Annotated in this window: 22 protein-coding genes and 1 other RNA gene; 9 read left to right on the forward strand and 14 right to left on the reverse strand. The window is 58.8% G+C overall.

All coding sequences use genetic code 11. From position 1 onward, the window contains the following. Positions 1–107: 107 nt before the first annotated feature. From gcvP to AC07OG_RS01020, 10 genes are all read right to left on the reverse strand, one after another. Positions 108–2,981, reverse strand: coding sequence for an aminomethyl-transferring glycine dehydrogenase (gene gcvP, locus AC07OG_RS00975; RefSeq protein WP_495066009.1), 2,874 nt, complete (start codon positions 2,979–2,981; stop codon positions 108–110). 243 nt (positions 2,982–3,224) lie between these two features. Then, entirely contained in the window at positions 3,225–3,608 is a 384-nt protein-coding gene (gene gcvH, locus AC07OG_RS00980) for a glycine cleavage system protein GcvH (RefSeq protein WP_060542483.1), read from the reverse strand. Between the two features lie 50 nt (positions 3,609–3,658). Next, a complete protein-coding gene (gene gcvT / locus AC07OG_RS00985) occupies positions 3,659–4,741 on the reverse strand; it encodes a glycine cleavage system aminomethyltransferase GcvT (RefSeq protein ID WP_060542484.1) in 1,083 nt (360 codons plus the stop codon). 156 nt (positions 4,742–4,897) lie between these two features. After that, positions 4,898–6,514 (reverse strand): ABC transporter permease, encoded by a 1,617-nt coding sequence (locus AC07OG_RS00990; protein WP_060542485.1) that lies wholly within the window; start codon positions 6,512–6,514, stop codon positions 4,898–4,900. 243 nt (positions 6,515–6,757) lie between these two features. Next, the gene (locus AC07OG_RS00995; RefSeq protein ID WP_060542486.1) at positions 6,758–7,762 is read right to left on the reverse strand and encodes an extracellular solute-binding protein; all 1,005 of its coding nucleotides are present in this window, start codon (positions 7,760–7,762) and stop codon (positions 6,758–6,760) included. A 235-nt stretch (positions 7,763–7,997) separates the two neighbouring features. Then, a complete protein-coding gene (locus AC07OG_RS01000; RefSeq protein WP_495066154.1) occupies positions 7,998–9,215 on the reverse strand; it encodes a 2-octaprenyl-3-methyl-6-methoxy-1,4-benzoquinol hydroxylase in 1,218 nt (405 codons plus the stop codon). 9 nt (positions 9,216–9,224) lie between these two features. After that, positions 9,225–9,710: a DUF4442 domain-containing protein gene (locus tag AC07OG_RS01005; RefSeq protein WP_060542488.1), complete on the reverse strand. Its 486-nt coding sequence runs from the start codon at positions 9,708–9,710 to the stop codon at positions 9,225–9,227. Further along, the gene (ubiH, locus tag AC07OG_RS01010; protein ID WP_495066010.1) at positions 9,703–10,890 is read right to left on the reverse strand and encodes a 2-octaprenyl-6-methoxyphenyl hydroxylase; all 1,188 of its coding nucleotides are present in this window, start codon (positions 10,888–10,890) and stop codon (positions 9,703–9,705) included. The genes AC07OG_RS01005 and ubiH overlap by 8 nt, the downstream gene beginning before the upstream one ends. Further along, entirely contained in the window at positions 10,887–12,221 is a 1,335-nt protein-coding gene (gene pepP, locus AC07OG_RS01015; RefSeq protein WP_495066011.1) for a Xaa-Pro aminopeptidase, read from the reverse strand. Before pepP ends, ubiH begins: the two co-directional genes overlap by 4 nt. A 26-nt stretch (positions 12,222–12,247) precedes the next feature. After that, positions 12,248–12,805: a YecA/YgfB family protein gene (locus AC07OG_RS01020; protein WP_060542491.1), complete on the reverse strand. Its 558-nt coding sequence runs from the start codon at positions 12,803–12,805 to the stop codon at positions 12,248–12,250. A 195-nt stretch (positions 12,806–13,000) separates the two neighbouring features. Between AC07OG_RS01020 and AC07OG_RS01025 the strand changes: the two genes are divergently transcribed. The 4 genes from AC07OG_RS01025 to AC07OG_RS01040 all read left to right on the forward strand — a co-directional run bounded on the left by AC07OG_RS01025 (position 13,001) and on the right by AC07OG_RS01040 (position 14,425). Further along, positions 13,001–13,210, forward strand: coding sequence for a TIGR02449 family protein (locus AC07OG_RS01025; protein ID WP_007940359.1), 210 nt, complete (start codon positions 13,001–13,003; stop codon positions 13,208–13,210). After that, complete coding sequence (locus AC07OG_RS01030; protein ID WP_008055229.1) at positions 13,207–13,524, forward strand: cell division protein ZapA; 318 nt, start codon at positions 13,207–13,209, stop codon at positions 13,522–13,524. The genes AC07OG_RS01025 and AC07OG_RS01030 overlap by 4 nt, the downstream gene beginning before the upstream one ends. A 30-nt stretch (positions 13,525–13,554) precedes the next feature. Continuing rightward, positions 13,555–13,733: non-coding RNA, 6S RNA (gene ssrS / locus AC07OG_RS01035), on the forward strand. Positions 13,734–13,819: 86 nt separating this feature from the next. Further along, entirely contained in the window at positions 13,820–14,425 is a 606-nt protein-coding gene (locus AC07OG_RS01040) for a 5-formyltetrahydrofolate cyclo-ligase (protein ID WP_218423604.1), read from the forward strand. Between the two features lie 35 nt (positions 14,426–14,460). Here AC07OG_RS01040 and AC07OG_RS01045 read toward each other — a convergent pair whose 3' ends face one another. After that, the gene (locus AC07OG_RS01045) at positions 14,461–14,616 is read right to left on the reverse strand and encodes a hypothetical protein (RefSeq protein WP_007982896.1); all 156 of its coding nucleotides are present in this window, start codon (positions 14,614–14,616) and stop codon (positions 14,461–14,463) included. A 196-nt stretch (positions 14,617–14,812) separates the two neighbouring features. On the opposite strand from AC07OG_RS01045, the gene AC07OG_RS01050 reads away from it, so the two are divergent. After that, entirely contained in the window at positions 14,813–15,265 is a 453-nt protein-coding gene (locus AC07OG_RS01050) for an EVE domain-containing protein (protein ID WP_060542493.1), read from the forward strand. 141 nt (positions 15,266–15,406) lie between these two features. Here AC07OG_RS01050 and AC07OG_RS01055 read toward each other — a convergent pair whose 3' ends face one another. Further along, complete coding sequence (locus AC07OG_RS01055) at positions 15,407–15,814, reverse strand: flagellar basal body-associated protein FliL (protein WP_495066012.1); 408 nt, start codon at positions 15,812–15,814, stop codon at positions 15,407–15,409. Positions 15,815–15,964: 150 nt separating this feature from the next. Here AC07OG_RS01055 and AC07OG_RS01060 point away from each other — a divergent pair, with 150 nt between their 5' ends. The 4 genes from AC07OG_RS01060 (at position 15,965) to AC07OG_RS01075 (ending at position 21,268) form a co-directional block, all read left to right on the forward strand. Beyond that, positions 15,965–16,942, forward strand: a complete 978-nt coding sequence (locus AC07OG_RS01060; protein ID WP_495066013.1) for an NADPH:quinone oxidoreductase family protein — start codon at positions 15,965–15,967, stop codon at positions 16,940–16,942. 198 nt (positions 16,943–17,140) lie between these two features. Further along, entirely contained in the window at positions 17,141–19,717 is a 2,577-nt protein-coding gene (locus tag AC07OG_RS01065) for a pyocin-S2/colicin E7-DNase domain-containing protein (RefSeq protein ID WP_495066014.1), read from the forward strand. Continuing rightward, positions 19,717–20,193: a DUF6392 family protein gene (locus AC07OG_RS01070; RefSeq protein WP_060542498.1), complete on the forward strand. Its 477-nt coding sequence runs from the start codon at positions 19,717–19,719 to the stop codon at positions 20,191–20,193. The genes AC07OG_RS01065 and AC07OG_RS01070 overlap by 1 nt, the downstream gene beginning before the upstream one ends. A gap of 139 nt (positions 20,194–20,332) precedes the next feature. Continuing rightward, positions 20,333–21,268: an S-type pyocin domain-containing protein gene (locus AC07OG_RS01075; protein ID WP_495066155.1), complete on the forward strand. Its 936-nt coding sequence runs from the start codon at positions 20,333–20,335 to the stop codon at positions 21,266–21,268. 108 nt (positions 21,269–21,376) lie between these two features. Here AC07OG_RS01075 and AC07OG_RS01080 read toward each other — a convergent pair whose 3' ends face one another. After that, a complete protein-coding gene (locus tag AC07OG_RS01080) occupies positions 21,377–21,991 on the reverse strand; it encodes an energy transducer TonB (protein ID WP_060542499.1) in 615 nt (204 codons plus the stop codon). 181 nt (positions 21,992–22,172) lie between these two features. Further along, positions 22,173–22,880, reverse strand: coding sequence for a gamma-glutamylcyclotransferase (locus AC07OG_RS01085; protein ID WP_060542500.1), 708 nt, complete (start codon positions 22,878–22,880; stop codon positions 22,173–22,175). Positions 22,881–23,200 lie beyond the last annotated feature (320 nt).

Genomic DNA, 23,200 nt, shown 5'->3' on the forward strand with positions numbered 1-23,200 from the left:
AAGCCCCCTCGCCACACAAGCCCCCTCGCCACAAAAAGCACCCCCCTCTTAGCAAAAAGCCTCCCCTCTCCACACAGCCTCCCACGCTGGCTGTGTGCTGCCGGATATCAGCGATATTCATCCACCGGCACACACGCACAAAACAGATTGCGGTCGCCGTACACGTTGTCCACCCGGTTCACCACCGGCCAGTACTTGTGAGCCTTGGTGTGGGCGTCCGGCGTGACCGCCTGCTCGATGCTGTACGGCCGCTCCCAGATCCCGGTGATATCGGCCAAAGTATGTGGCGCGCCTTTGAGCGGGTTGTCTTCGGCAGGCCAGTTGCCGTTTTGCACCTCGTTGATTTCTGCGCGGATGCTCAGCATCGCGCCGATGAAGCGGTCCAGCTCGGCCTTGGATTCACTTTCGGTCGGCTCGACCATCAAGGTCCCCGGCACGGGAAACGACATGGTCGGCGCATGGAAGCCGTAATCCATCAGCCGCTTGGCGACGTCTTCTTCGCTGACGCCGGTCAGCGCCTTGAGTGGACGCAGGTCGAGGATGCATTCGTGAGCCACCCGCTCGTTACGCCCGGTGTAAAGCACTGGAAACGCGCCCGACAAATGCCGGGCCAGGTAGTTGGCAGCAAGGATCGCCACTTCGCTGGCGTCCGCCAGTTGTGGCCCCATCATGGCGATGTACATCCAGCTGATCGGTAGAATGCTTGCGCTGCCCCAGGGCGCGGCGCTGACGGCACCGTTCTGCGGCTGCGGCCCATCGATCGGCACGACAGGATGATTGGCCACGAACGGTGCCAGATGCGCCCGCACCCCGATCGGCCCCATGCCCGGCCCACCGCCGCCATGGGGGATACAGAAAGTTTTGTGCAGATTCATGTGCGAAACGTCGGCGCCGATGTCCGCCGGGCGCGCCAACCCGACCTGGGCATTGAGGTTGGCACCATCCATGTAGACCTGGCCGCCATGCTGGTGGATCACTTGGCAGATTTCGCTGATGCCTTCCTCATACACGCCGTGAGTCGAAGGATACGTTGCCATCAGGCAGGCAAGCTTGTCTGAAGCGGCCGCGGCTTTTTCTTTCAGGTCGTCCAGGTCGACATTGCCCGCCTCGTCACACTCGACGATCACCACCCGCATCCCGGCCATTTGCGCCGATGCCGGGTTGGTGCCGTGGGCGGACGAAGGAATCAGGCAGACATCCCGCCCACCCTGGTCGCGGCTCTCGTGATATTTGCGGATCGCCAGCAACCCGGCGTATTCGCCCTGAGCCCCGGAGTTGGGCTGCATGCAAATCGCGTCGAAACCGGTAATCGCGCAGAGCCAGCGCTCCAGCTCTTCGATCATCAGTGCATAACCCGCAGCCTGCTCCTTGGGTACGAACGGATGCAGATTGGCGAACTGCGGCCAGGTAATGGGGATCATCTCGCTCGTAGCGTTGAGCTTCATGGTGCAGGAGCCGAGCGGGATCATCGATTGATTAAGCGCCAGGTCCTTGTTTTCCAGCTGTTTGAGGTAGCGCAGCATTTCGGTTTCGCTGTGATGGGCGCTGAACACTGGATGGCGCAGATAGGGTGAAGTACGTGTCAGCCCTTCGGGAATACCTCCGGTCAAGGTTTGCGCATCCAGTTCCTCGACCTTCAGTCCATGGTCGGCTCCGAGAAACACATCGAAGAGTTTCGCCACAGTGGACTCATCGCAGGTTTCGTCCAGGCTCAAGCCCAATTGCCCGCGCCCCAGAATGCGCAGGTTGATCTGCGCAGCCCGGGCACTGTCGATGATCGCGGTCTGGGTGCCGCCGACCTCCAGCGTCAGGGTGTCGAAAAAGTGTTTATTAAGGCGACTGACACCCTTGCGTTCCAGGCCGGCGGCGAGGATGCAGGTCAGCCGATGAACACGCTGGGCAATCCGCTTGAGTCCTTCCGGACCGTGGTAGACCGCATAAAAACTGGCGATATTGGCCAGCAGCACTTGGGCGGTACAAATGTTCGAGTTGGCCTTTTCCCGACGAATATGTTGCTCGCGGGTTTGCAGGGCCATGCGCAGGGCGGTGTTGCCCCGGGCATCCTTCGACACGCCGATGATCCGCCCGGGGATCGCCCGCTTGTATTCATCGCGGCTGGCAAAAAATGCTGCGTGGGGCCCGCCGTAGCCCATGGGCACGCCGAAACGCTGGGATGAACCGAACACCACATCGGCGCCCAACTCGCCCGGGGGGGTCAGCAACAGCAGGCTGAGCAAGTCCGTGGCCACGCAGGCCAGCGCTTGCTGGGCATGCAGGTGATCGATCAACGGCCGCAGGTCATGGATTTCGCCATGGGTATCGGGGTATTGCAGCAGCGCGCCGAACACCTGGTGCTGCTTCAAGTTATCCACAGCGTCGACGATCAGCTCGAAGCCGAACCCGTCGGCGCGGGTCTGCACCACGGAAATGGTCTGCGGATGGCAGTTTTCGTCGACGAAGAACAGGTTGCTTCTGGACTTGGCGACCCGCTTGGCCAGGGCCATGGCTTCCGCAGCGGCCGTGGCTTCGTCCAGCAGCGAGGCGTTGGCCAGTTCCAGCCCGGTCAAGTCGATGGTCAACTGCTGAAAATTCAACAGTGCTTCGAGGCGCCCTTGGGCGATCTCCGGTTGATACGGGGTGTACGCGGTGTACCAACCAGGATTTTCCAGCACATTGCGCAGAATGACGGCCGGCGTCAGCGTGCCGTGATAGCCCATGCCAATCAGGCTGGTCCACACCTGATTCTGCTCGGCATAGCCGCGCAGCTTTGCCAGCGCCGCTACTTCATCGAGTGCCGGAGGCAAGTCCAGCGCACGATTCAGGCGAATGCCGGGCGGTACCGTTTGTTCGATCAGTTCGACCCGGCTGCCCAGACCGAGACTGTCGAGCATCGCCTGTTGCTCGGCGGCATCGGGCCCGAGGTGGCGGCGAAGAAAGGCATTGGGGTCGCGTAACTGGCTCAGGGACGGCAACTGGGACATGACGGGCTCTCTTTTGACTGGCGCTCAACGTCGATGCAACACGGTCAAAACAGCATAGCAGCCACTACCAACAGTGAACCCTGTAGGAGCGAGCATGCTCGCGATGGACTTGAGAGCGCCGCGGGGTGTCAGGCCCCCCGCGTTATCGTTAACGACCATCGCGAGCATGCTCGCTCCTACAAAGGGAATCCGCACAACAAAAAAAGCCCCGACAAGTCGGGGCTTTGGGATGACGCTGAACACTTACTCGCCGATGGCAGCCTTGTAGCCGGCAGCATCGAGCAGCTTTTCCAGGTCAGCGGCATTGCTTGGTTTGATCTTGAAGATCCACGCGCCGTACGGGTCGGAGTTGAGCAACTCAGGCTCAGCGCTCAGCGCGTCGTTGACCGCGATCACTTCACCGGCAACCGGGGAGTAAATGTCGGAAGCAGCCTTGACCGACTCAACGACGCCGGACTGATCTCCAGCGGCAAACACGTTACCCACTTCCGTCAGTTCGACGAACACTACATCGCCCAGCGCTTCCTGCGCGTGATCGCTGATGCCCACGGTGACGGTGCCATCGGCTTCCAGACGTGCCCATTCGTGACTTTCGGCAAAACGCAGGTCGGCAGGGATATCGCTCATGTTGTGTGTCCTCAGGAAAATTATCAGCGGTCGTTGCCCGCCGGAAAAGGTTAGATCAAGGTTTTACCGTGGCGTACGAAGGTCGGTTTGACCACCCGGACCGGGTACCACTTGCCACGGATTTCCACTTCAGCGCGGTCGGCAGTTGCCATCGGCACGCGCGCCAGTGCAATCGACTTGCTAAGCGTAGGAGAGAAACTACCACTGGTGATCTCCCCTTCGCCAACATCGGCGATGCGGACCACCTGATGAGCGCGCAAAACTCCACGCTCCTCAAGGACCAGACCGACCAGTTTGTGCTGTATACCCGCCGCCTTCTCAGCTTCCAGGGCCGCACGGCCGATGAACTGGCGGTTGGCCGGTTCCCAGGCGATGCTCCATGCCATGTTCGAGGCCAGCGGTGAAATGTCCTGCTGGATATCCTGACCGTACAGGTTCATGCCCGCTTCGACGCGCAAGGTGTCCCGGGCACCGAGGCCAATCGGGGAAATCCCGGCACCGACCAGATCGTTGAAGAAGCCGGGGGCCTGATCGGCGGGCAGAATGATCTCCAGCCCGTCTTCGCCGGTATAGCCGGTGCGCGCGATGAACCAGTCACCGTCGGGCTGACCTTCGAAGGGTTTGAGGAGCTGGATCAGGTTGCTGCGGGACTGGTTCACCAGTTCGGCAATCTTGTGACGGGCGTGAGGGCCCTGAATGGCCAGCATCGCCATCTCCGAACGCTCACTGAGCTGCACGTCGAAGCCGTCCAGATGAGCGCTCATCCAGGCCATGTCCTGATCGCGGGTGGAGGCGTTGACCACCAGGCGATAGCCGTCATCGAGTCGATAGACAATCATGTCGTCGACGATACCGCCGTGCTCGTTGAGCATGGTGCTGTATTGCGCACGGCCGGGGCTGTGCAGGCGTTCGACATCATTGGCCAGCAAATGCTGGAGCCAGGCTTTGGCCTGGGAGCCGCTGACATCGATCACGGTCATGTGGGAAACATCGAAGACACCGCAATCGCGGCGCACCTGATGGTGTTCCTCGACCTGCGATCCATAATGCAAAGGCATGTCCCAACCGCCAAAATCGACCATCTTCGCGCCAAGAGCGAGGTGAAGGTCATACAGAGGCGTACGCTGTCCCATGGGTTTCTCCTTCCGGGCGTGGCGAAGGTGCGGACAGGTGCTGAACGGAGTGCAGGCCTTGAATTACAAAGCCTTTAGCCGATTTCAGCTACCTGGTCTGTAGGACAGACCGCACCGAATGCCGCGCATTGTAGCTGCAAGGTGTAGGACTGGCACCTAGGTGTTTCGATGTGCCGAACGCCGGATCAATCCGATGACCGGTAACAGCCCGACCAAAACCAGGGTCAATGCCGGTAACGACGCCCTCGCCCACTCGCCTTCGCTGGTCATTTCAAAGATCCGCACCGCCAGTGTGTCCCAACCAAACGGGCGCATCAGCAGGGTCGCGGGCATTTCCTTGAGCACGTCGACGAACACCAGCAAAGCAGCACTCAACGTGCCGGGCAGCAACAGCGGCAGATACACCTTGAAAAACAGTCGCGGCCCACTGACGCCAAGGCTACGTGCCGCTTCGGGCAAAGATGGCCGTATACGCGCCAGACTGTTTTCCAGTGGCCCGTAGGCCACAGCGATGAAACGCACCAGATAGGCCAGCAGCAGCGCCGACAGACTGCCCAGCAAAAGCGGCTTGCCAGCGCCCCCGAGCCATCCGGAGAGCGGGATGACCAGCTCCCGGTCCAGATAGCTGAACGCCAGCATGATCGAAACCGCCAGCACCGAACCGGGCAAGGCATAGCCCAGGTTGGCCAGGCTGACGCCGGAACGGACCGCGGGCGTGGGCGCCAATCGTCGGGCAAATGCCAGCATCAGGGCGACGCAGACGGTGATCAGCGCTGCCATGCCGCCCAGGTACAGGGTATGAACGATCAGCCCGGCGTAGCGCTCATCGAGATCGAAGCGCCCGCGCTGCCAGAACCACGCGATCAGTTGCAGCATCGGGATGACGAAGGCACAGGCGAATACCAGACCGCACCAACCCATGGCTGCCAGCGCCTTGAGTCCCCGCAGGTGGTACAACGCCTTGACGCGCGGTCGCTCGTTGCTCGCCCGGTTGGCCCCGCGAGCGCGACGTTCGCCGTACAGCACGAGCATCACCACCAGCAGCAAAAGGCTGGCCAGTTGCGCCGCTGTGGACAGGCTGAAAAATCCGTACCAGGTCTTGTAGATCGCGGTGGTGAAGGTGTCGAAATTGAACACCGAAACCGCGCCGAAATCCGCCAGCGTCTCCATCAGCGCCAAGGCCACACCCGCGCCGATGGCCGGTCGTGCCATGGGCAACGCCACCCGCCAGAACGCCTGCCAGGGTGACTGCCCAAGTACCCGCGCCGCTTCCATCAGGCCTTTGCCCTGGGCGAGGAACGCGGTGCGCGCCAACAGGTAAACATAGGGGTAGAACACCAGCACCAGCACCACAATCACCCCGCCGGTGGAGCGCACCCGGGGCAGTCGCAACCCGCTGCCAAACCACTCGCGCAACAACGTCTGCACAGGTCCGGCGAAATCCAGCAGGCCGACGAAGACAAACGCCAACACGTAGGCCGGAATCGCGAAGGGCAGCATCAATGCCCAATCCAGCCAGCGCCGGCCGGGGAACTCACAGAGGCTGGTCAGCCAGGCGAGGCTGACGCCCAGCAGAGTGACTCCCACGCCAACGCCGAACACCAGGGTCAGAGTGTTGCCCAGTAAGCGTGGCATCTGCGTGTCCCAGAGGTGGGACCATATTTGCTGGTCGATGCTTTGCCAGGACAGAAGCAGGACGCTCAGGGGAAGCAAGACCAGCGCAGCGATGGCGAAGACGATGGGGTACCAGCGGCGTTGGGCGGGGTGGGCCACGTTTGGGTCTCTGAAGATTTGGGTAGTTTTTGGACGATGTGGATGGCTTTGGTTCCGCCCCTCACCCTAGCCCTCTCCCGGAGGGAGAGGGGACTGACCGCGTAGTCTATTTGAATTTTTGCGACCTGATATTCCGAGTCGAACTCAGGATTCGAAAACTACGCAAATCGGCTCCCCCAGAGGCCATCCGAATGGCCGGGGCGAGGCAGCGATGTTAAAGCATGACGCCCAATACCAAACGACTCAGTTCCAGCCCGCCCGATCCATCATGCGAATCGCTTCAGCCTGACGTTTACCAGCGACCTCAACAGGCAAGGTATCCGCCACAAACTTGCCCCATGCCGCCACTTCTTCCGAAGGTGCCACAGCCGGGTTGGCCGGGAACTCCTGGTTCACATCAGCGAAGATTTTCTGTGCCTCAGGTGTGGTCATCCACTCCACCAGAGCCTTGGCGGCTTCCGGATGCGGCGCATGTTTGGTCAGGCCAATGCCCGACAGGTTGACGTGCACACCACGGTCAGCCTGGTTCGGCCAGAACAGCTTCACCGGCAGTTCCGGCTTCTGCTTGTGCAGGCGCCCGTAATAGTAGGTGTTGACGATGCCGACGTCGCACTGACCGGCGTTGATCGCCTCGAGCACCGCGACGTCGTCGGAGAAGACATCGGTGGACAGGTTGTTGACCCAACCCTTGAGGATTTCCTCGGTTTTGGCAGCACCGTGCACTTCGATCATGGTGGCGGTCAGGGACTGGTTATAGACCTTCTTCGCCGTACGCAGGCACAGGCGGCCTTCCCAGTTCTTGTCGGCCAGGGCTTCGTAGGTGGTCAGTTCACCGGGTTTTACCCGTTCGGTGGAGTAAGCGATGGTCCGCGCCCGCAGGCTCAGGCCGGTCCAGGCGTGAGAGGACGCGCGGTATTGCAGGGGAATGTTGCTGTCGATCACTTTGGAGGTGAACGGCTGCAGGATGCCCATTTGTTCAGCCTGCCAGAGGTTGCCGGCGTCGACGGTGAGCAGCAGGTCGGCAGTGGCGTTCTCGCCCTCGGCCTTGATCCGCTGCATCAGCGGCGCTTCCTTGTCGGTGATGAACTTCACTTTCACACCGGTTTTTGCGGTGTAGGCATCGAAGACCGGCTTGATCAGCTCGTCGATACGCGAGGAGTAAACCACCACCTCGTCAGCGGCCTGGGCGGCGGTGCTGCCGATCAGGGTCAGGGCGATTGCGGTCAGTAGACGCTTCGGTGCCAACATGGGAGCGGTCTCTCGATTGAAAAATGAGGCCAAATGATAAGGACTCACATTTAGCTTCTCAATCGAACTGTTCGTGGAGGAGTTACCAGATGTTGCACAACCTAAGTTTTCCACCTGTGCCGAGGGGGCCTGCCCCCGTTGGGCTGCGAAGCAGGCCTGCATTCACTCAGAAATACTGGGCAACCTGTCTGCGACCGCTACGCGCTCGAACGGGGGCAAGCCACCTCGCCACACGTCAGGGTTTGGCGAGTGTGGGCAAATCCCCGGTCAGCCCGAGCGCTTCTCGCACGAACAGCGCTTTCGCCTCGGGCATCTGCTCGACCATCTTCAAACCGGTATTGCGCAACCAGCGCACCGGCAGCGGATCGGCCTGGAACAAGCGCTCGAAGCCTTCCATCGCCGCCATCAATGCCAGGTTATGCGGCATGCGCCGGCGTTCGTAACGGCTGAGGACCTTCACGTCCGCCAGGCGTTCGCCGCGGGCATTGGCTTGCAGCAGCACCTCGGCCAGCACTGCAGCATCAAGGAAACCGAGGTTCACACCCTGCCCGGCCAAGGGGTGAATGGTGTGGGCCGCGTCGCCGATCAAAGCCAGACCTTCAGCGACATAGCGCTTGGCATGGCGCTGACGCAGCGGTACGCACAGGCGCGGGTCAGCGCTGAGCACTTCACCGAGCCGGCCTTCGAAGGCGCGTTCCAGGTTCTTGCAGAAGCGTTCGTCGTCGAGAGCCATCAGGCGCTCTGCTTCGGCTGGCGTCGTCGACCAGACGATCGAGCACCAGTCTTGCTGCCCGTCCCGCTCCAGCGGCAGGAACGCCAGAGGTCCGTCATCGGTAAACCGTTGCCAGGCGGTCATTTGGTGCGGCTTGGAGCAGCGCACGCTGGTGACGATGGCATGATGCAGATAATCCCATTCACGAGTGGCGACACCCGCCAGACGCCGGACCGCCGAGTTGGCACCGTCTGCCGCGATCACCAGCGGTGCGCGCAGGGTGCGGCCATCGGCCAGGGTCAGCAGCCAGTCGTCGCCGGAGCGGCGCATCTGTTCCACGCGTGCATTGGCCAACATGCCCAGATCACAGTCGTGCAGGCGGTCGAGCAAGGCGTCTTGAACCACGCGGTTTTCGACGATATGCCCCAGCACATCGGCGTGTACGCTGGCCGCTGCAAAATGAATCTGCCCGGTGCCGCTACCGTCCCAGACATGCATGTCGGTGTAGGGGCTGCTGCGCCGTCTGGCGATGCCGTCCCACACACCCAGGCGTTCGAGAATCCTCTGGCTGGCGGCCGACAGGGCACTGACGCGCGGTTCGAACGGTGCCTGCCCGTCGAAAGGTTTGACGCTCAGGGGGCTGCCGTCCAGCAGCAGGACTTCCAGCCCGCTGTCCTGTAACGCCAGCGCCAGGGCGCTGCCGACCATTCCGGCCCCGACAATCAGCAGATCTGCGCGCATTTCCATGCTTTAAGCCTGTCTCTCTTGCGGCTTGAGCCGCACATATAGGGTTTTTCCGACCCGCGCCACCAGGTGGCCGGCGCCGTCGTGAATGTCGACCTGCAATTGCGGCAGGTATTTTTCGCCATTGGCGGTCTGGCGGCGGATCTCATCGAGCAAGGTATCGTCGATGGTGAAACGGGCGAACACCGGGCCTTTGCCCGGCGCGATGAAGTCGATGTCGGCCGCCTTGTCCCAGACGATGTACTGGCGCCCGAGATTTTCCATCAGCATCAACATGAAGAACGGGTCGACCATCGAATACAGGCTGCCACCGAACTGGGTGCCGACGTAGTTGCGGTTATACCAGCCCAGGCCCATCGACACCCTGACGTCACGAAAATCATCGCTGATGTGCTGCACCCGCACACCCGCGCCGAGGTACGGCGGGTAAAGCGCCATGAACCTGCGCAGCAACCGCGCCTTGCCGAATCGGCGGATCAACCAGCTACGCATCCGGACGTGTACCCAGACCCATGGCCTGACGGGCGAACCAGCGTTTCGCCGGCGGCAGCAGATCAAGACCGAGCAAACCGATGTTGCGCCCCAGGGACACCAGCGGCTGCTGACTGCCGAACAGGCGGGTGACCTGGTCGGAGAAGCCCACGGTGAGGCTCTGATCGAGGCGCTGGCGCTCGCGATAAGCCTGCAACGTGGCGAAATCGCCCAGTGACTTGTCACTGGCGAGCAAGGCGTCAGCCAGGGCCTGGGCATCGCGAAGGGACAGGTTGAACCCCTGGCCGGCAATCGGATGCAGGCTGTGGGCCGCGTTGCCGAGCACGGCCAGGTGCGGTCGCACCTGTTCTTCCGCTTCCACCAGGGTCAGCGGATACAAATGCCGCGCACCCACCTGCTTCAGGGTGCCGAGGCGATAGCCGAACACACCCTGCAATTCGCTGAGGAAGCTACGCTCGTCGAGAGCCGCCAGGCGTTGCGCGTCCATACCCAGGCGGGTCCAGACCAGCGCACAGCGATTGTCCGGCAGTGGCAGCAGCGCCATCGGGCCTTCGTCGGTGAATCGCTCGAACGCCATGCCGTTGTGCGCTTCGCTCGGTGTGATGTTGGCGATCAACGCACTCTGGTTATACGGGCGCTTCCTGATGCCGATCCCCAACTGCTCACGCAACCCGGAACGGCCGCCATCGGCGAGCACGGCGAGATCGCATTCCAGGGTGGTTTCATCGTTGAGGGTCAGGCGATAACCATCGGTCAGTGGCTCCATGCGCGTGACTTCGGCCGGACAACGCCAACTGATCACGTCCTTGTCCAGGCCTTGCCACAGGCATTGGCCGAGCCAGGCGTTTTCCACCACGTAGCCCAGCGCCGGAACGCCCTCTTCCATCGCAGACAGCCGCGCGGTGGAGAAGCGTCCTCGGTCGGAAACGTGTATCTGCTTGATCGGCTCGGCGCGGCGGGAGATCTCCTGCCATACGCCCAGCCGTTGATAAATCTGCCGGGAACCGAAGGACAATGCCGAAGACCGGGCGTCGTAGCTCGGCTGGTAGGTATCGCCGGGGGCGAACGGCTCGATCAGCACGATCTTCCAGCCCCGGGCACGAGCCCCGGCCTGCAGGGCCAACGCCAGGCTGGCACCGACCAGGCCGCCACCGATGATTGCCAGGTTGACTCGACTCATGCCGCTTGCGTCCGCGCAGCAGCCATCAAGGCTTCGATCTCGGCGACCGTTTTCGGAACGCCGCCCGTCAATATTTCACAGCCGGTTCTGGTGACCACTACATCGTCCTCGATACGCACGCCAATGCCGCGCCATTTCTTCGCCACGTGCAGGTTGTCCGGGGCAATATAGATCCCCGGTTCCACGGTCAGCGCCATGCCGACCTCCAGCACGCGCCACTCGCCGCCGACCTTGTATTCGCCGACATCATGCACGTCCATGCCCAGCCAGTGGCCGGCGCGGTGCATGTAAAACGCCTTGTAGGCTTCGCTGGCGATCAACTCGTCGACATCGCCCTGGAGCAGCCCCAGTTTGACCAGGCCAGAAGTAATGACCCGCACCGTCGCCTCATGCGCCTGGTTCCAGTGTTTGTTCGGGGCAATTTCGGCGAATGCCGCTTCCTGGGAAGCCAGCACCAGTTCGTAGATCGCCTTCTGCTCCGCTGAATATTTGCCGCTGACCGGAAAGGTGCGGGTGATGTCGCTGGCATAGCAATCGATTTCACAACCGGCATCGATCAGGACCAGATCGCCATCCTTGAGCGCTGCGTCATTCTGCTGGTAATGCAGGATGCAACTGTTGCGCCCCGCCGCGACGATCGAACCGTAGGCGGGCATCTTCGCCCCGCCCTTGCGGAATTCGTAGTCGAGTTCGGCTTCCAGGCTGAATTCGTGCAAACCGGCGCGACAGGCCTGCATCGCGCGCACGTGTGCCCGGGCGGAGATCCTGGCGGCTTCGCGCATCACCTTCACTTCTGCTGCCGACTTATACAGGCGCATGTCGTGCAACAGGTGATCCAGGGCAACGAATTCGTTCGGCGGCTGCGCACCGAGGCTGGCCTTGGAACGGATCACGTTGATCCAGTCCATCAAGTGCCGGTCGAATTCCGGGTTGCTGCCCATTGCCGAATACACCCGGTCGCGCCCCTCGATCAGGCCCGGCAGGATGTCGTCGATATCCGTGATGGGGAAGGCATCATCGGCGCCAAAGTCGCGAATCGCACCTTCCTGCCCCGCCCGCAGCCCATCCCATAATTCGCGCTCGGCGTTGCGTTCGCGGCAGAACAGGATGTACTCGCCATGCACTCGCCCCGGCATCAACACCAGGACGGCCTGAGGCTCGGGGAAACCACTGAGGTACTGGAAGTCACTGTCCTGACGGTAGACGTGCTCGACGTCGCGGTTACGAATCGCCACCGCCGCGGCGGGCAGGATGGCGATGCTGTTGGGTTCCATCTGCGCCATCAAGGCCTTGCGGCGACGACTGTATTCCGTTTTCGGGATATGAATCATGGGCAGATGGCGTTCCCTGGCATTGATCAGTGCAGCGATGGTTTGGCGGCAGCCGCCGCGTCTTTTCTGGTTTCGGAAAACAGCAACAGCGGTGCGATGCGCACGTATTCCATGACTTCCATGTAATCGCTTTCGCCGTCATCCGACTCTTCCAGGGCGTCTTGCACCTGGGAAATAGCGGCCAGATCCTGCAACACTTCGTTAGCCTCGGTGCTCAGGGTGCTGCTGTCACGGCAATTGAGGCCGAAACCGCTGAGGAAACCCTGGCACCACAGGCCCAGTGCAGCGGCACGCTCGGTGAGCGGGGCATCGTCGGTCGGCAGCAGTAGAACCACGGTCACGTCGTCACCGGTGAGCTCACCCTTGACCATCTGTTGCAGGCCGATCAGGGCGTTGCGGACGTTGTCCTGAGGCTCGTTTTCGAGCAGCTCGGCGGCATCGACCAGCCAGCCATCGGCTTCGAAACCGGCACCGGCACAGCTACGGCCGAGCAACAGGCCGTGCAATTCGGCGGGCGAGACGGGGTGACCGCTGCTGTTGAGTAGAGTGGCGAAGGCTTGGTACGGGGAATTCTGAATGGTCATGGGCAGCTAGGCGCCAGACGGCGCTATGTCTAGAATGAAGGCCTTGTATCCTACATCGACTACCCCTGTAGGAGCGAGCATGCTCGCGATGGTCGCCAACGATAACGCTGGGTAGCTGATACCCTGCGGCGCTCTCGGGCTCATCGCGAGCAGGCTCGCTTCTACACAGTCCAACCCCATCAGACAGTGAAGACAATGGAAGACACCGACCTGCAAGCGCTGATGGCCAGACTCGAACTGCTGATTACCCGAGTCGAGCAACTTAAGAGTCAAAACGCACTCTTACTAGCTCAGGAAAAGACCTGGCGCGAGGAACGCGCGCACCTCATTGAAAAAAACGAAATCGCCCGGCGTAAGGTCGAATCGATGATTTCGCGCCTCAAGGCCCTGGAGCAAGACTCATGAGTTCAAGCAATAGCGTCACCGTGCAGATCCTCGACAAAGAGTATTCGATCATCTGCCCCCAGGAAGAACGCAGCAACCTGGTCAGCGCCGCCCGTTACCTGGACGGCAAGATGCGTGAAATCCGCAGCAGCGGCAAAGTCATCGGCGCCGACCGCATCGCCGTGATGGCCGCGCTGAACATCACCCATGACCTGCTGCACAAGGAAGAACGCCCGGACATCCAGGCCAGCGGCTCGACCCGCGAGCAGGTTCGCGACCTGCTCGATCGCGTCGATCTGGTGCTCGCTACCGATCCGGACGTCACCAAAGGCTGATTCACGTTGCCGCTTGAGGTATACTCGCATCACTCCCTGGGGTGCTTGCCAGTTGACCACGTCCCTGAGCCGATTCGCACTACCCTGGAGGCTGCACGTTGGGCTGGTGTGCATGTCCGCTAGACGGAAAGCCTTAAAGCCTACTGCATCTTCCACCTTGAACTTTCGGGTTCAAGGGCTAAGTCAGCAGCGGTTCATCCGGGGAGCCTGATTCCAGTCCGATGCCGGTTTAAATACCGGCATCGGCTTTTCTACGGATACGCTTTATGTATTCGTCCTGTCGAAGCCTGAATCCATGACCGAACCTGCGCTGCTGCCCCGCCCGCAACTTCGACGCATGCTGCGCAAGGCCCGCCGCGCACTGACGCCCAATCAGCAGCGCCAGGCCGCCCGCGGGCTGTACAAACAACTGGCCCAGCAGCCATTGTTCCGCCGCGCAAGACACATCTCGCTTTACCTGCCCACCGATGGTGAGATCGATCCGCAGCTGCTGTTGCGTGCCGCGCAGCGCAGGGGCAAGGCGACCTATCTACCGGTACTGAGTGCCTGGCCGCGCACCAAAATGGTGTTCCAGCGCGTCCGACCGGGGGAAAAGCTCAAGCCCAACCGCTTCCGCATTCTCGAACCGCGGGCCAACATTGGCCGGCAGCGCAAGGTCTGGGCGCTGGATCTGGTATTGCTGCCGCTTGTAGGGTTTGACGATGTCGGCGGACGCCTGGGGATGGGCGGCGGGTTCTACGATCGAAGCCTGGCCTATCTGGCGCGTCGCAGTGATTGGCACAAGCCGACATTGTTGGGGCTGGCCCATGAATGCCAGAAAGTGGAGCGATTGGCTCAGGCTAGCTGGGATGTGCCGCTGCAAGGAACGGTGACAGACAAGGCATGGTATTACGCAGGCTAGGCACCACTTCGATCAGTGGCGCCGTGGCAACAGGATCAGCGCTTGAAAGCTGTCGACTGTTGTTGCAGCTGTGCAAGCTCGACCGGTGCGTCGGTCTTGTTGGCCCACAGACTTTGGGCATAGCCGGTGGTCACGACACCCAGGCCAAACAAAATGACCAAAATCCATAGTAAATCCGGTTTGCGTTTCATCGATTGCCCCCCAAAGGCATATCAACACGATGACAGCAGCGGTTTCCGTTTGTAGGCCGTGCAGCAGCGTCAAGCTTTAAAGGCCGGCATTTTGCGACAACGTGATCCAGCACGCAAATGCTGGCGTCAACCGACCGTCGGTTTGTCATAAAATTGCCGGACAACCTGCCCAATCACCCCGCAAGGAGCAAAAGACATGGCCTATTGGCTGATGAAATCCGAGCCTGACGAACTCTCGATCAAAGGTCTGGAGACGCTCGGGAAGGCGCGCTGGGACGGTGTGCGCAATTACCAGGCGCGCAATTTCCTGCGGGCCATGGCGGTAGGGGATGAGTTTTTCTTTTACCACTCCAGCTGCCCGGAACCGGGCATTGCCGGGATCGGCAAGATTATTGAAGCCGCGTATCCGGACCCAACGGCGCTGGAGCCGCAGAGCCATTACTACGACCCGAAGGCCACACCTGAGAAGAACGCCTGGAGCGCGATAGATGTTGCGCATGTGGAGACTTTCCCCCGGGTGCTGAAACTCGACTATCTGAAACAACAGACGGCACTGGCTGAGATGCCGCTGGTGCAGAAAGGCACGCGGCTGTCGGTGATGCCGGTGACTGCGGAACAATGGGCTGCGGTGATTGCGCTCAAACCGTAGGACTTTCGCCTGTCTGTACCGGCCTCTTCGCGAGCAAGCCCGCTCCCACAGGTTTCTGCGCCGAAAACTCGGTTGTGCCCGACACAAAACACTGTGGGAGCGGGCTTGCTCGCGAAGAGGCCCGATTGGACAGCAAAAGACTTATTGGATGATCAGGTTGTTGAACAACAAATCTTCAACCACCGGCTTGCCGGTTTCATCGCTCATCACCTGCTGAGTCTGCTTCAAGGCTTCCTGACGCAGCTTCTCCTTGGCTTCGACGTTGTTCATGGTCTCGCTGGTCTGCTGGGCAAACAGCGCCACCAGTTGGTTACGGATCAAGGGTTCGTTGGCCTTCACTGCTTTAGTGGCTTCGTCGCCGGTCACCCGCAACGCCACATCGGCCTTGTAGACCTTGAGCTTCGGCGTGCCGTCCAGCCCGTAGTTACCCACGAACGGTGGGCTCAGGGTGATGTAATTGACCTTCACAGCCTCACCCTCTTTGGCTTCTTCGGCCAACGCTGCCACAGGCAATGACAGGGCAGCCAACAACATGATCCACGCTTTCACAATTCGCTCCTTATCCGGTTTGCGGCCTAGCATAACGACCCGCCACGCCAGCACAAGCTTATGGCTGACTATCAGGGGCGGGCATGCTCGTTGACCCGTTGACTCACACACCTACACTTATCGGCCATCACTCCAAAAGGAATAGCCCTGATGAAAGCCGTGCTGTGCAAAGCCTTCGGCCCTGCCGAATCGCTGGTGCTGGAAGACGTCGACAGTCCTGTCGCAAAGAAGAACGAAATCCTGCTGGACGTGCACGCCGCCGGGGTGAATTTCCCCGACACGCTGATCATCGAGGGTAAGTACCAGTTCAAACCGCCCTTCCCGTTTTCCCCGGGCGGCGAAGCGGCCGGGGTAGTCTGCGCCGTGGGCGAAAAAGTCAGCCATCTGAAAGTCGGCGACCGGGTCATGGCCCTGACCGGCTGGGGCAGCTTTTCCGAGCAGGTCGCAGTACCAGGTTACAACGTGCTGCCGATCCCGCCGTCCATGGACTTCAACACCGCCGCCGCGTTCAGCATGACCTATGGCACCTCGATGCACGCCCTTAAACAGCGTGGCAACCTGCAACCGGGCGAAACCCTGCTGGTGCTCGGCGCTTCCGGCGGAGTCGGCCTGGCGGCCGTGGAAATCGGCAAAGCCATGGGCGCCCGGGTGATCGCCGCCGCCAGTAGTGCTGAAAAACTCGCTGTGGCCAAGGCTGCAGGTGCCGACGAACTGATCAACTACAGCGAAACCAGCCTCAAGGACGAAATCAAACGCCTGACCGATGGCCAGGGCGCCGATGTGATCTACGACCCGGTCGGCGGCGACCTGTTCGACCAGGCCATCCGCGCCATCGCCTGGAACGGCCGCCTGCTGGTGGTCGGCTTCGCCAGCGGACGCATCCCCGAATTGCCGGTGAACCTGGCCCTGCTCAAAGGCGCCGCGGTGCTCGGCGTATTCTGGGGCTCGTTTGCCCAACGCCAGCCGCAGGACAATGCAGCGAATTTCCAGCAACTGTTTGGATGGTTCGCTGAAGGTAAATTGAAACCGCTGGTGTCGCAGGTTTACCCGCTGAGCAATGCGGCGCAGGCCATTAACGATCTTGGCCAGCGCAAGGCGGTTGGCAAGGTTGTGGTGCAAATAAGATAACTCAGGAAGTCTGAGCCGAACTGGTGCGGCTCAGACACCTTCGCTAAAACTGAGGCTGACGATCTACTGACCAGCAGCTTGTTGCGCAAATAAAACCTGTAACATAATTAAGTTTACTTCCTTAAAAACGATAAATATGTAACACAGTAGACGACACCCTAGAGATCACTCTGTCCCATACAGACAAGGAGTGACTGTATGGATAACGGATCAGTAAACATAGTTCATGGAAACATTGCACACACCACCCAAAGTAATGGCTTCTTCACCATAGGCGGAGGCGGAGGTTTTTTGGGTAGTGGAAGTGCCGGGCGCCGCAGACGAGCAAAGCGAATTAGGGCCTTGGAGCAGCAGCGGCGTGAAGCTGCCGTCGCCGTTCACCAACAAACAATTGCAACACAAACCCTTCAATATGAATCCTTTCGCAACGCACTTGATGCTGAACACTTATCTCGTCGCACCGTTCTGGACCAAGTGATTCAAGCCGAGTTAAACAATATACATCCCTTAGTCAGGGTTGATCGCGAGGCACCCGGCAGTTTTGCCATACTTAAAGACAAAGCAAGTGTTGATCACTTGTTGACCGTGAAAAAAAACGAACTTCAAGCACAAACTGCCAGAGCCAATGAATTCTTTGGTGACTCAGCGCTGAACAAAACGACCCAGGATTACCTGAATAGACTTCAAGAACTTGGTAGCACAGCAAATGCTCACCAGTCCTGGGCTTCCTCATACGACGCCGCACAAGCAGCACAGACGCTCACTGAAGTAATCCGCAGATTGTCCGACCAATCGTATGCACTTTCTGTTAAGAACAGCCAATTCGTAGACGAATGGCGTGCGCGCCAGGAACAGTGGGAGCGAGAAAACCGAAAACAAAGAGAGTTAATAAAGGCTCAAAAAGCCGACGTAAAAGCGTTTCGAAAGCACAACGAACAGCGACGCCTGCAAGCTATAAGAACAACCAATACCGTAAGTGCCCCCGCAGCGCTTGCGGCATCACGACCTCTATTAATGACTACCTCGGCTCTTTTGAGCCCAACGTTTCTCGAAGCGGCGCTGGACGTTGCCCTCGGCGATGCCATGGCAGAGTTGCTCAGGATTGCGAGGCTCAGAACAGGGCAAATAGCGGGCACCTTCATTACTGCAATGACTTACTCCCCTGTACTGGGCGACGCTCAGTTGACCGCGGCTCAGCGGGATCTTGCGATCAAAGCCCTGAGCGTTCCAGCAGAAATGATGGAATTGCCGGCTCACCTGGACTTGCGCAAAGTCGCCGATGAAAGCGGTACAGTGGATCTCGATTATCGAATCCGCGTCGAAACCCAAGCAGCGGAAACGAAAGTTCTCGTTGCGAAAACCGATGGAAACATTGTGCCCAATGCGGTCAAGGTCGTTGCCGGCCTACTCGACCCGCTGACAAACAGTATTCAGATCATCGGCGAAGGTTTTTCCCCGATCACTTTGCGGCTCACTGGAACTGCACAAGAAACACCAGTCAGCGCACCACCCGCGGGCTATTCAGGACTGGTCATGGCTTCTGGTCAGCCACCTGTGGAGACCATTCCGACTGGAGCAGACACGCGCTTCAATGACCGCCTGATAGTGTTTCCCCAACATTTGGGGCTGCCCCCCCTCTACGTTGCCTTCAATACACCATGGGGCCATCCCGAAGTGGCGAGCGGTAGTGGTCAGCCGACGACAGATGATCTGCGCGGATTGACTCAACAAAGCACTGCAGCCGCCATTCCAGCGCAATTGGCAGACCAGTTACGAGGGCTGCAATTCTCATCTGCTGACGAATTTAAAAAAAATTTCTGGAAAACGACGGCGAAAGATACCGACCTGAGCCGAACGCTCTACGACCTCAATGCTAACAGAATGGAAAAAGGGTATGCCCCGATCGCCAAAAAGAGCGATTGGGTGGCCGATTCCAGAAAATTTGATCTGCGCTATCTCGAACTACCAACAGCGGCTAGAGACACATATAACTTCGATGAAATGGGGATAGTTACCCCAAAAGGGCTGCCTGGTACAACCGACGTCGCTTCTTTTGATTCGACCTGGTCGCTTCCTGGGAGCCCGGTAACCAAAGCGTTTGATGCAGCACGACAGGTGTTCAGTGCAAACGCAGCAGGCACGGTTTCAAATCCACCAAACTGGACGCCACTCACCCCCCCTGGCACCGAGCTCCTCGGCCCGACGTCTCTGCCGGGGGCGCCTGCACGCATTCCAGCGTATCCCGGAGGAACGGCCACACCCCTGCCCCCACAGAATGAAACATTTCCCGCTATTGACGTAGCTGAAGCCGCCACCGGTATTCTCTGGTTGCCGACGGATCCTGGGTTGCCGCCGCAGTACGTCCTGTACATCGAGATACCGGTAAGACCGCTGGAGGTGGGTACCTATGATGATTTGAGTAGGCGTAGCATCAAAGATGGATTGGATATAGACCATATTTCTTCCAGGAAAGCCCTTGAGAGATACATTTTGAGCTCATTCCCGGACACAGACCCCCGCGAATTGAGAGACTATCTCCACAGGGCACCAAGTATTGCAATTCCTTCCCATATCCATCAAAAATTTAGCGAAACATATGGGGGGCGAAATAGTAGTTCCAAGCAAGCGGAAGACGCAGCCAATCTTCGCATCGCTGTAGATAAAAATGTTGACGCGATCAAGCAGGGACTGCTCGAACACGAATTTAGCGAGATCGACATCGAGTCGGCCCGCGCGCAATTGCATGAGCTCCATATGGAACAAGGGTGGTATTAATGAGCAATTCAAAAATTGAAATCTGGATAGAAAACCTTGGCCAACGCCATGATGCATTAATCGCTCGCGAGATAATTCAAAACCAGCCGTTGATAGAGTTGTATCCCGGAAGGGATCTACTCTACCTAGAGCCGGAGACAGGTATAAGCTTGAGTTTTCTGGGGAAGACAAAGCGTTTCGAAGCACTATTCGTTACACTATTGAAATCCACGCCATCAACTACTGAATACAAAGGTGAACTGCCAGAACCGTATTCAGCAGGAATGAATCAATCCGATGTGCACACGATCCTTGGCATGCCATTTGAAGCCAAAGGACCAATTAAAATGCCACAACCCATGGGCCAAACAGGGGGTTGGGAAGCGTACCGCCTCGATCCTGAAAAACACCCAAATGTGAAGGTCGTTTTTCAGTACACCGCCACCATGCAGGTAAAAACGCTGGTCTTTACCCTAATCGACAAAGATCACGACTAACAAAATAACCTTGCCCATTCCAGCGTGGGCAAGGCAGTGATCTACGACGTCGAAGTATCAATATGGAAGTCAAATAAATGGAACTTAAACAAGCAATCCAAGACTACACTGAACATGAATTCCTGAATTTCATAAAAAAATATGGTCCGTGGATGTTTCGGAACATGAACACGACAAACTTGTTTCGCACTTCGATACCATCTGTCAACATCCGATGGGAGCGGACCTGCTTTTCTACATGGACGACTTTGACGAAGAGTCATCACCTGAAAACGTATTGGCAACACTAAAGGGGTTTCGCGCTTACAAGAAGCTGCCCGGCTTCAAGGAGCAACAACCGGGTGAGATTCCCCCGGAGACCGAAAACAGTAAAGCGTTCGTCGATACCCCTGGCGTCTATTACGTACCCTTCTCCCGCGCTGCTGAAGGGCCAGTTGTTATGACGGTCGCCGCAGGAGCAATGGCCTCCTTCGAGAGCATCTTGCAGGCTTTACAAGAGGCAACGCTCAACGCGGTTGCGCGCTTCAGCCGGCTGGCCACTACTCAGGGAAGTCACGTCATAGGCAAGTATGTGGACATTCTCAGTTTCCATATGAAGCTGGGCTATTCCGAGCGCTACGCATTGAGTGTTCCGCTTTCCGAATTAGGATTCAATGAACCCGTGGACTGGCAAAGCGTCGCTGAGGCTAAGGGTGAAGTAAGCCTTCCATTCAGACTTGGATCTGGAAAAGCCTTTGAGCTTGGCGATATGATGTCGGCCGTCCATCTTGCAACAACGGATGGCAAGCTTATCGAGTCAAGTGTCAAGGTCAGAAGAGCTGTGAGCGCATCTCATACAGGCACTTACAAATTCACTAGCGAAGACGATGCGGCAATCACCTTGATCTGGATTTCTGAACGCCGTCCGCTCGATACCTCGAAGAGATATCGCAGCACCATCATTTCACGCAGCATTCCAGCGATTCAGACATTCGCCAATCCCTCTGACGTAAAATTCGACGACTACGTAGTTGTCTTCCCTCCCAACTCAGGCTCAGCCCCTCTCTACGTCATGTTCCAAAACAACCCGGGTTAATCACGAAACAAAATCAATGCCCCATGCTCACACAGAGCACTCGACAATGATGTTGCCCCACTCTACCCGCGCCGCCCTTGCACCTAGGGCGACGTGAGTCGATTCAAGTTAAAGCAACACCCGGATCTCCTCCGGAAGAAACCGCACATAGCGGCTCGCCGGATAGGACTTGCAGCGCCTGACAATCGAAGGGACGCTCGCGTTGAGCGTGTTGATCAGCTCCAGACGCTCTTCGTCTGGCAACTGCGCTGGTGATAGCGAGTAGGTCAGGTAACTGCGGGTCCAATCGAACACTGGCAGGTCCACCCAGGTGGCAACTGGAGTGCCCGATGCTGCACGGGCGATACTTGCGCACTTCAACTTCGCCAGCTGCTTGTTGGCGTGAAACGGCAGCTGGCTATCCAAACGGAAATCTATTGGCGCGATTACGGCGATTTCTGCGGGATGGTCGCTGGTGATTTCCCAGGGCTTGAATCGCCATTGGCTAACCGCTGTCACGGATGCTTCGCTGAGGTCTGGATGAGCGTCTTCCATAACAGCAACCTTACTGACAGAGCCATCGGCATGCACGGTCAGGCTGACTTGCAGCTTGCCCGTTATGCCAGCCCGATGAAGCTCCACAGGGTATAACGGCTTGGGATTGTACTCGGGGATCAGAAACACCTCCCCGGCCCGGACATCCAGCGCCATCACCCATAAAAACACGCCCACAAGCCACCGCATTTCTCCTCTCCTTTAGTCACTGCACACCAGGCCTGGCGGCAATACAAAAGGTTAAAGAGCGATGGCATCGAGCTGAAGACCACAACTTCCTGTAAAAACGCAGGATATTTCCCAAAGAACTGACCTACATCCCTTGGCTAGGGGTCGTCTTAACGAAATGGGTAACACTTCCTACAACCCGTTACCTGGACGGTAGGGTCGCAGACAGTCCAGAGCCAGTATCAAGGTGGCGAGCACTCGCCTGATCAGCCTTTGATTTACAACGCTTGAGCCGCGCCTCCAGATTCCGGTCTGGCATGGCGTGGCTGCGCAGGGCGTGGGCGGTCTGCTCGACATAATCGCGAGTGGTGCCGTAACGTCCGCAAGCGTTTTCGAACACGTGGCTGAGCACATGGTCCGGCAGGTTGCCGGCATAGCTGGGCAGGTGCCGCTCCAGCACAAAGCCCAGGGCCTGAACCTGACTTCCGTCTTCAAGCCGGCAGTTGAGCCAGTGCGGACGATAGGACGGGAACGGCATCTCGCGCTGCCACAACGCGTAGAGCGAGGCTTCGAGCTGCTCTTCGGGCAGGCGATAGGCGAAACCGCTGCAAGAACCGCCACGATCCAGGCCAAACACCAGGCCGGGCATTTCCGGGGTGCCGCGATGTTCGTGGGACCACAGGTACAGGCCGCGATGATAACCATGCACCCGTCCGCGAACCCGCTCCACCGCCGTGCATTCAGGGCGCCAGATCAGGGATCCGTAAGCGAACAGCCAGACCGGACCGCCCTTGTGGCGCGCCATGGTCGAATGCATCGAACCGAGCAATTGTTCGTGAGTCAGCTGCGGCCCCAGATCGAGCCGCGGAGGATAAGCCATATTCAGAAAAGCAGATTCAATGGCGCTCATGGCGAATAGCGTTCAGCTCCCCGCGGGTGAAGAATTACTTAATAGAACGCACCGCTGTAACAATAAGGCACATATGTTTTAAGGCAATTTGAGTGCCATGGCACAAATTTTTCTAATTGCCTGCAAGATATATAACCTACCGGTATTTATATGATTTTATAAATACCGATAAGCTATATAGGGAGTTATAACCCTGTAGGAGCGAGCATGCTCGCGATGGTCGTCAACGATTATGCGGGGCGGCTGGTTCCCCGCGGTGTTCTTGAGTCCATCGCGAGCATGCTCGCTCCTACAGGGTGGAGTGGCAGCATCAAGAGCGC

The organism is Pseudomonas sp. GW821-FHT09H03, assembly GCF_059415945.1.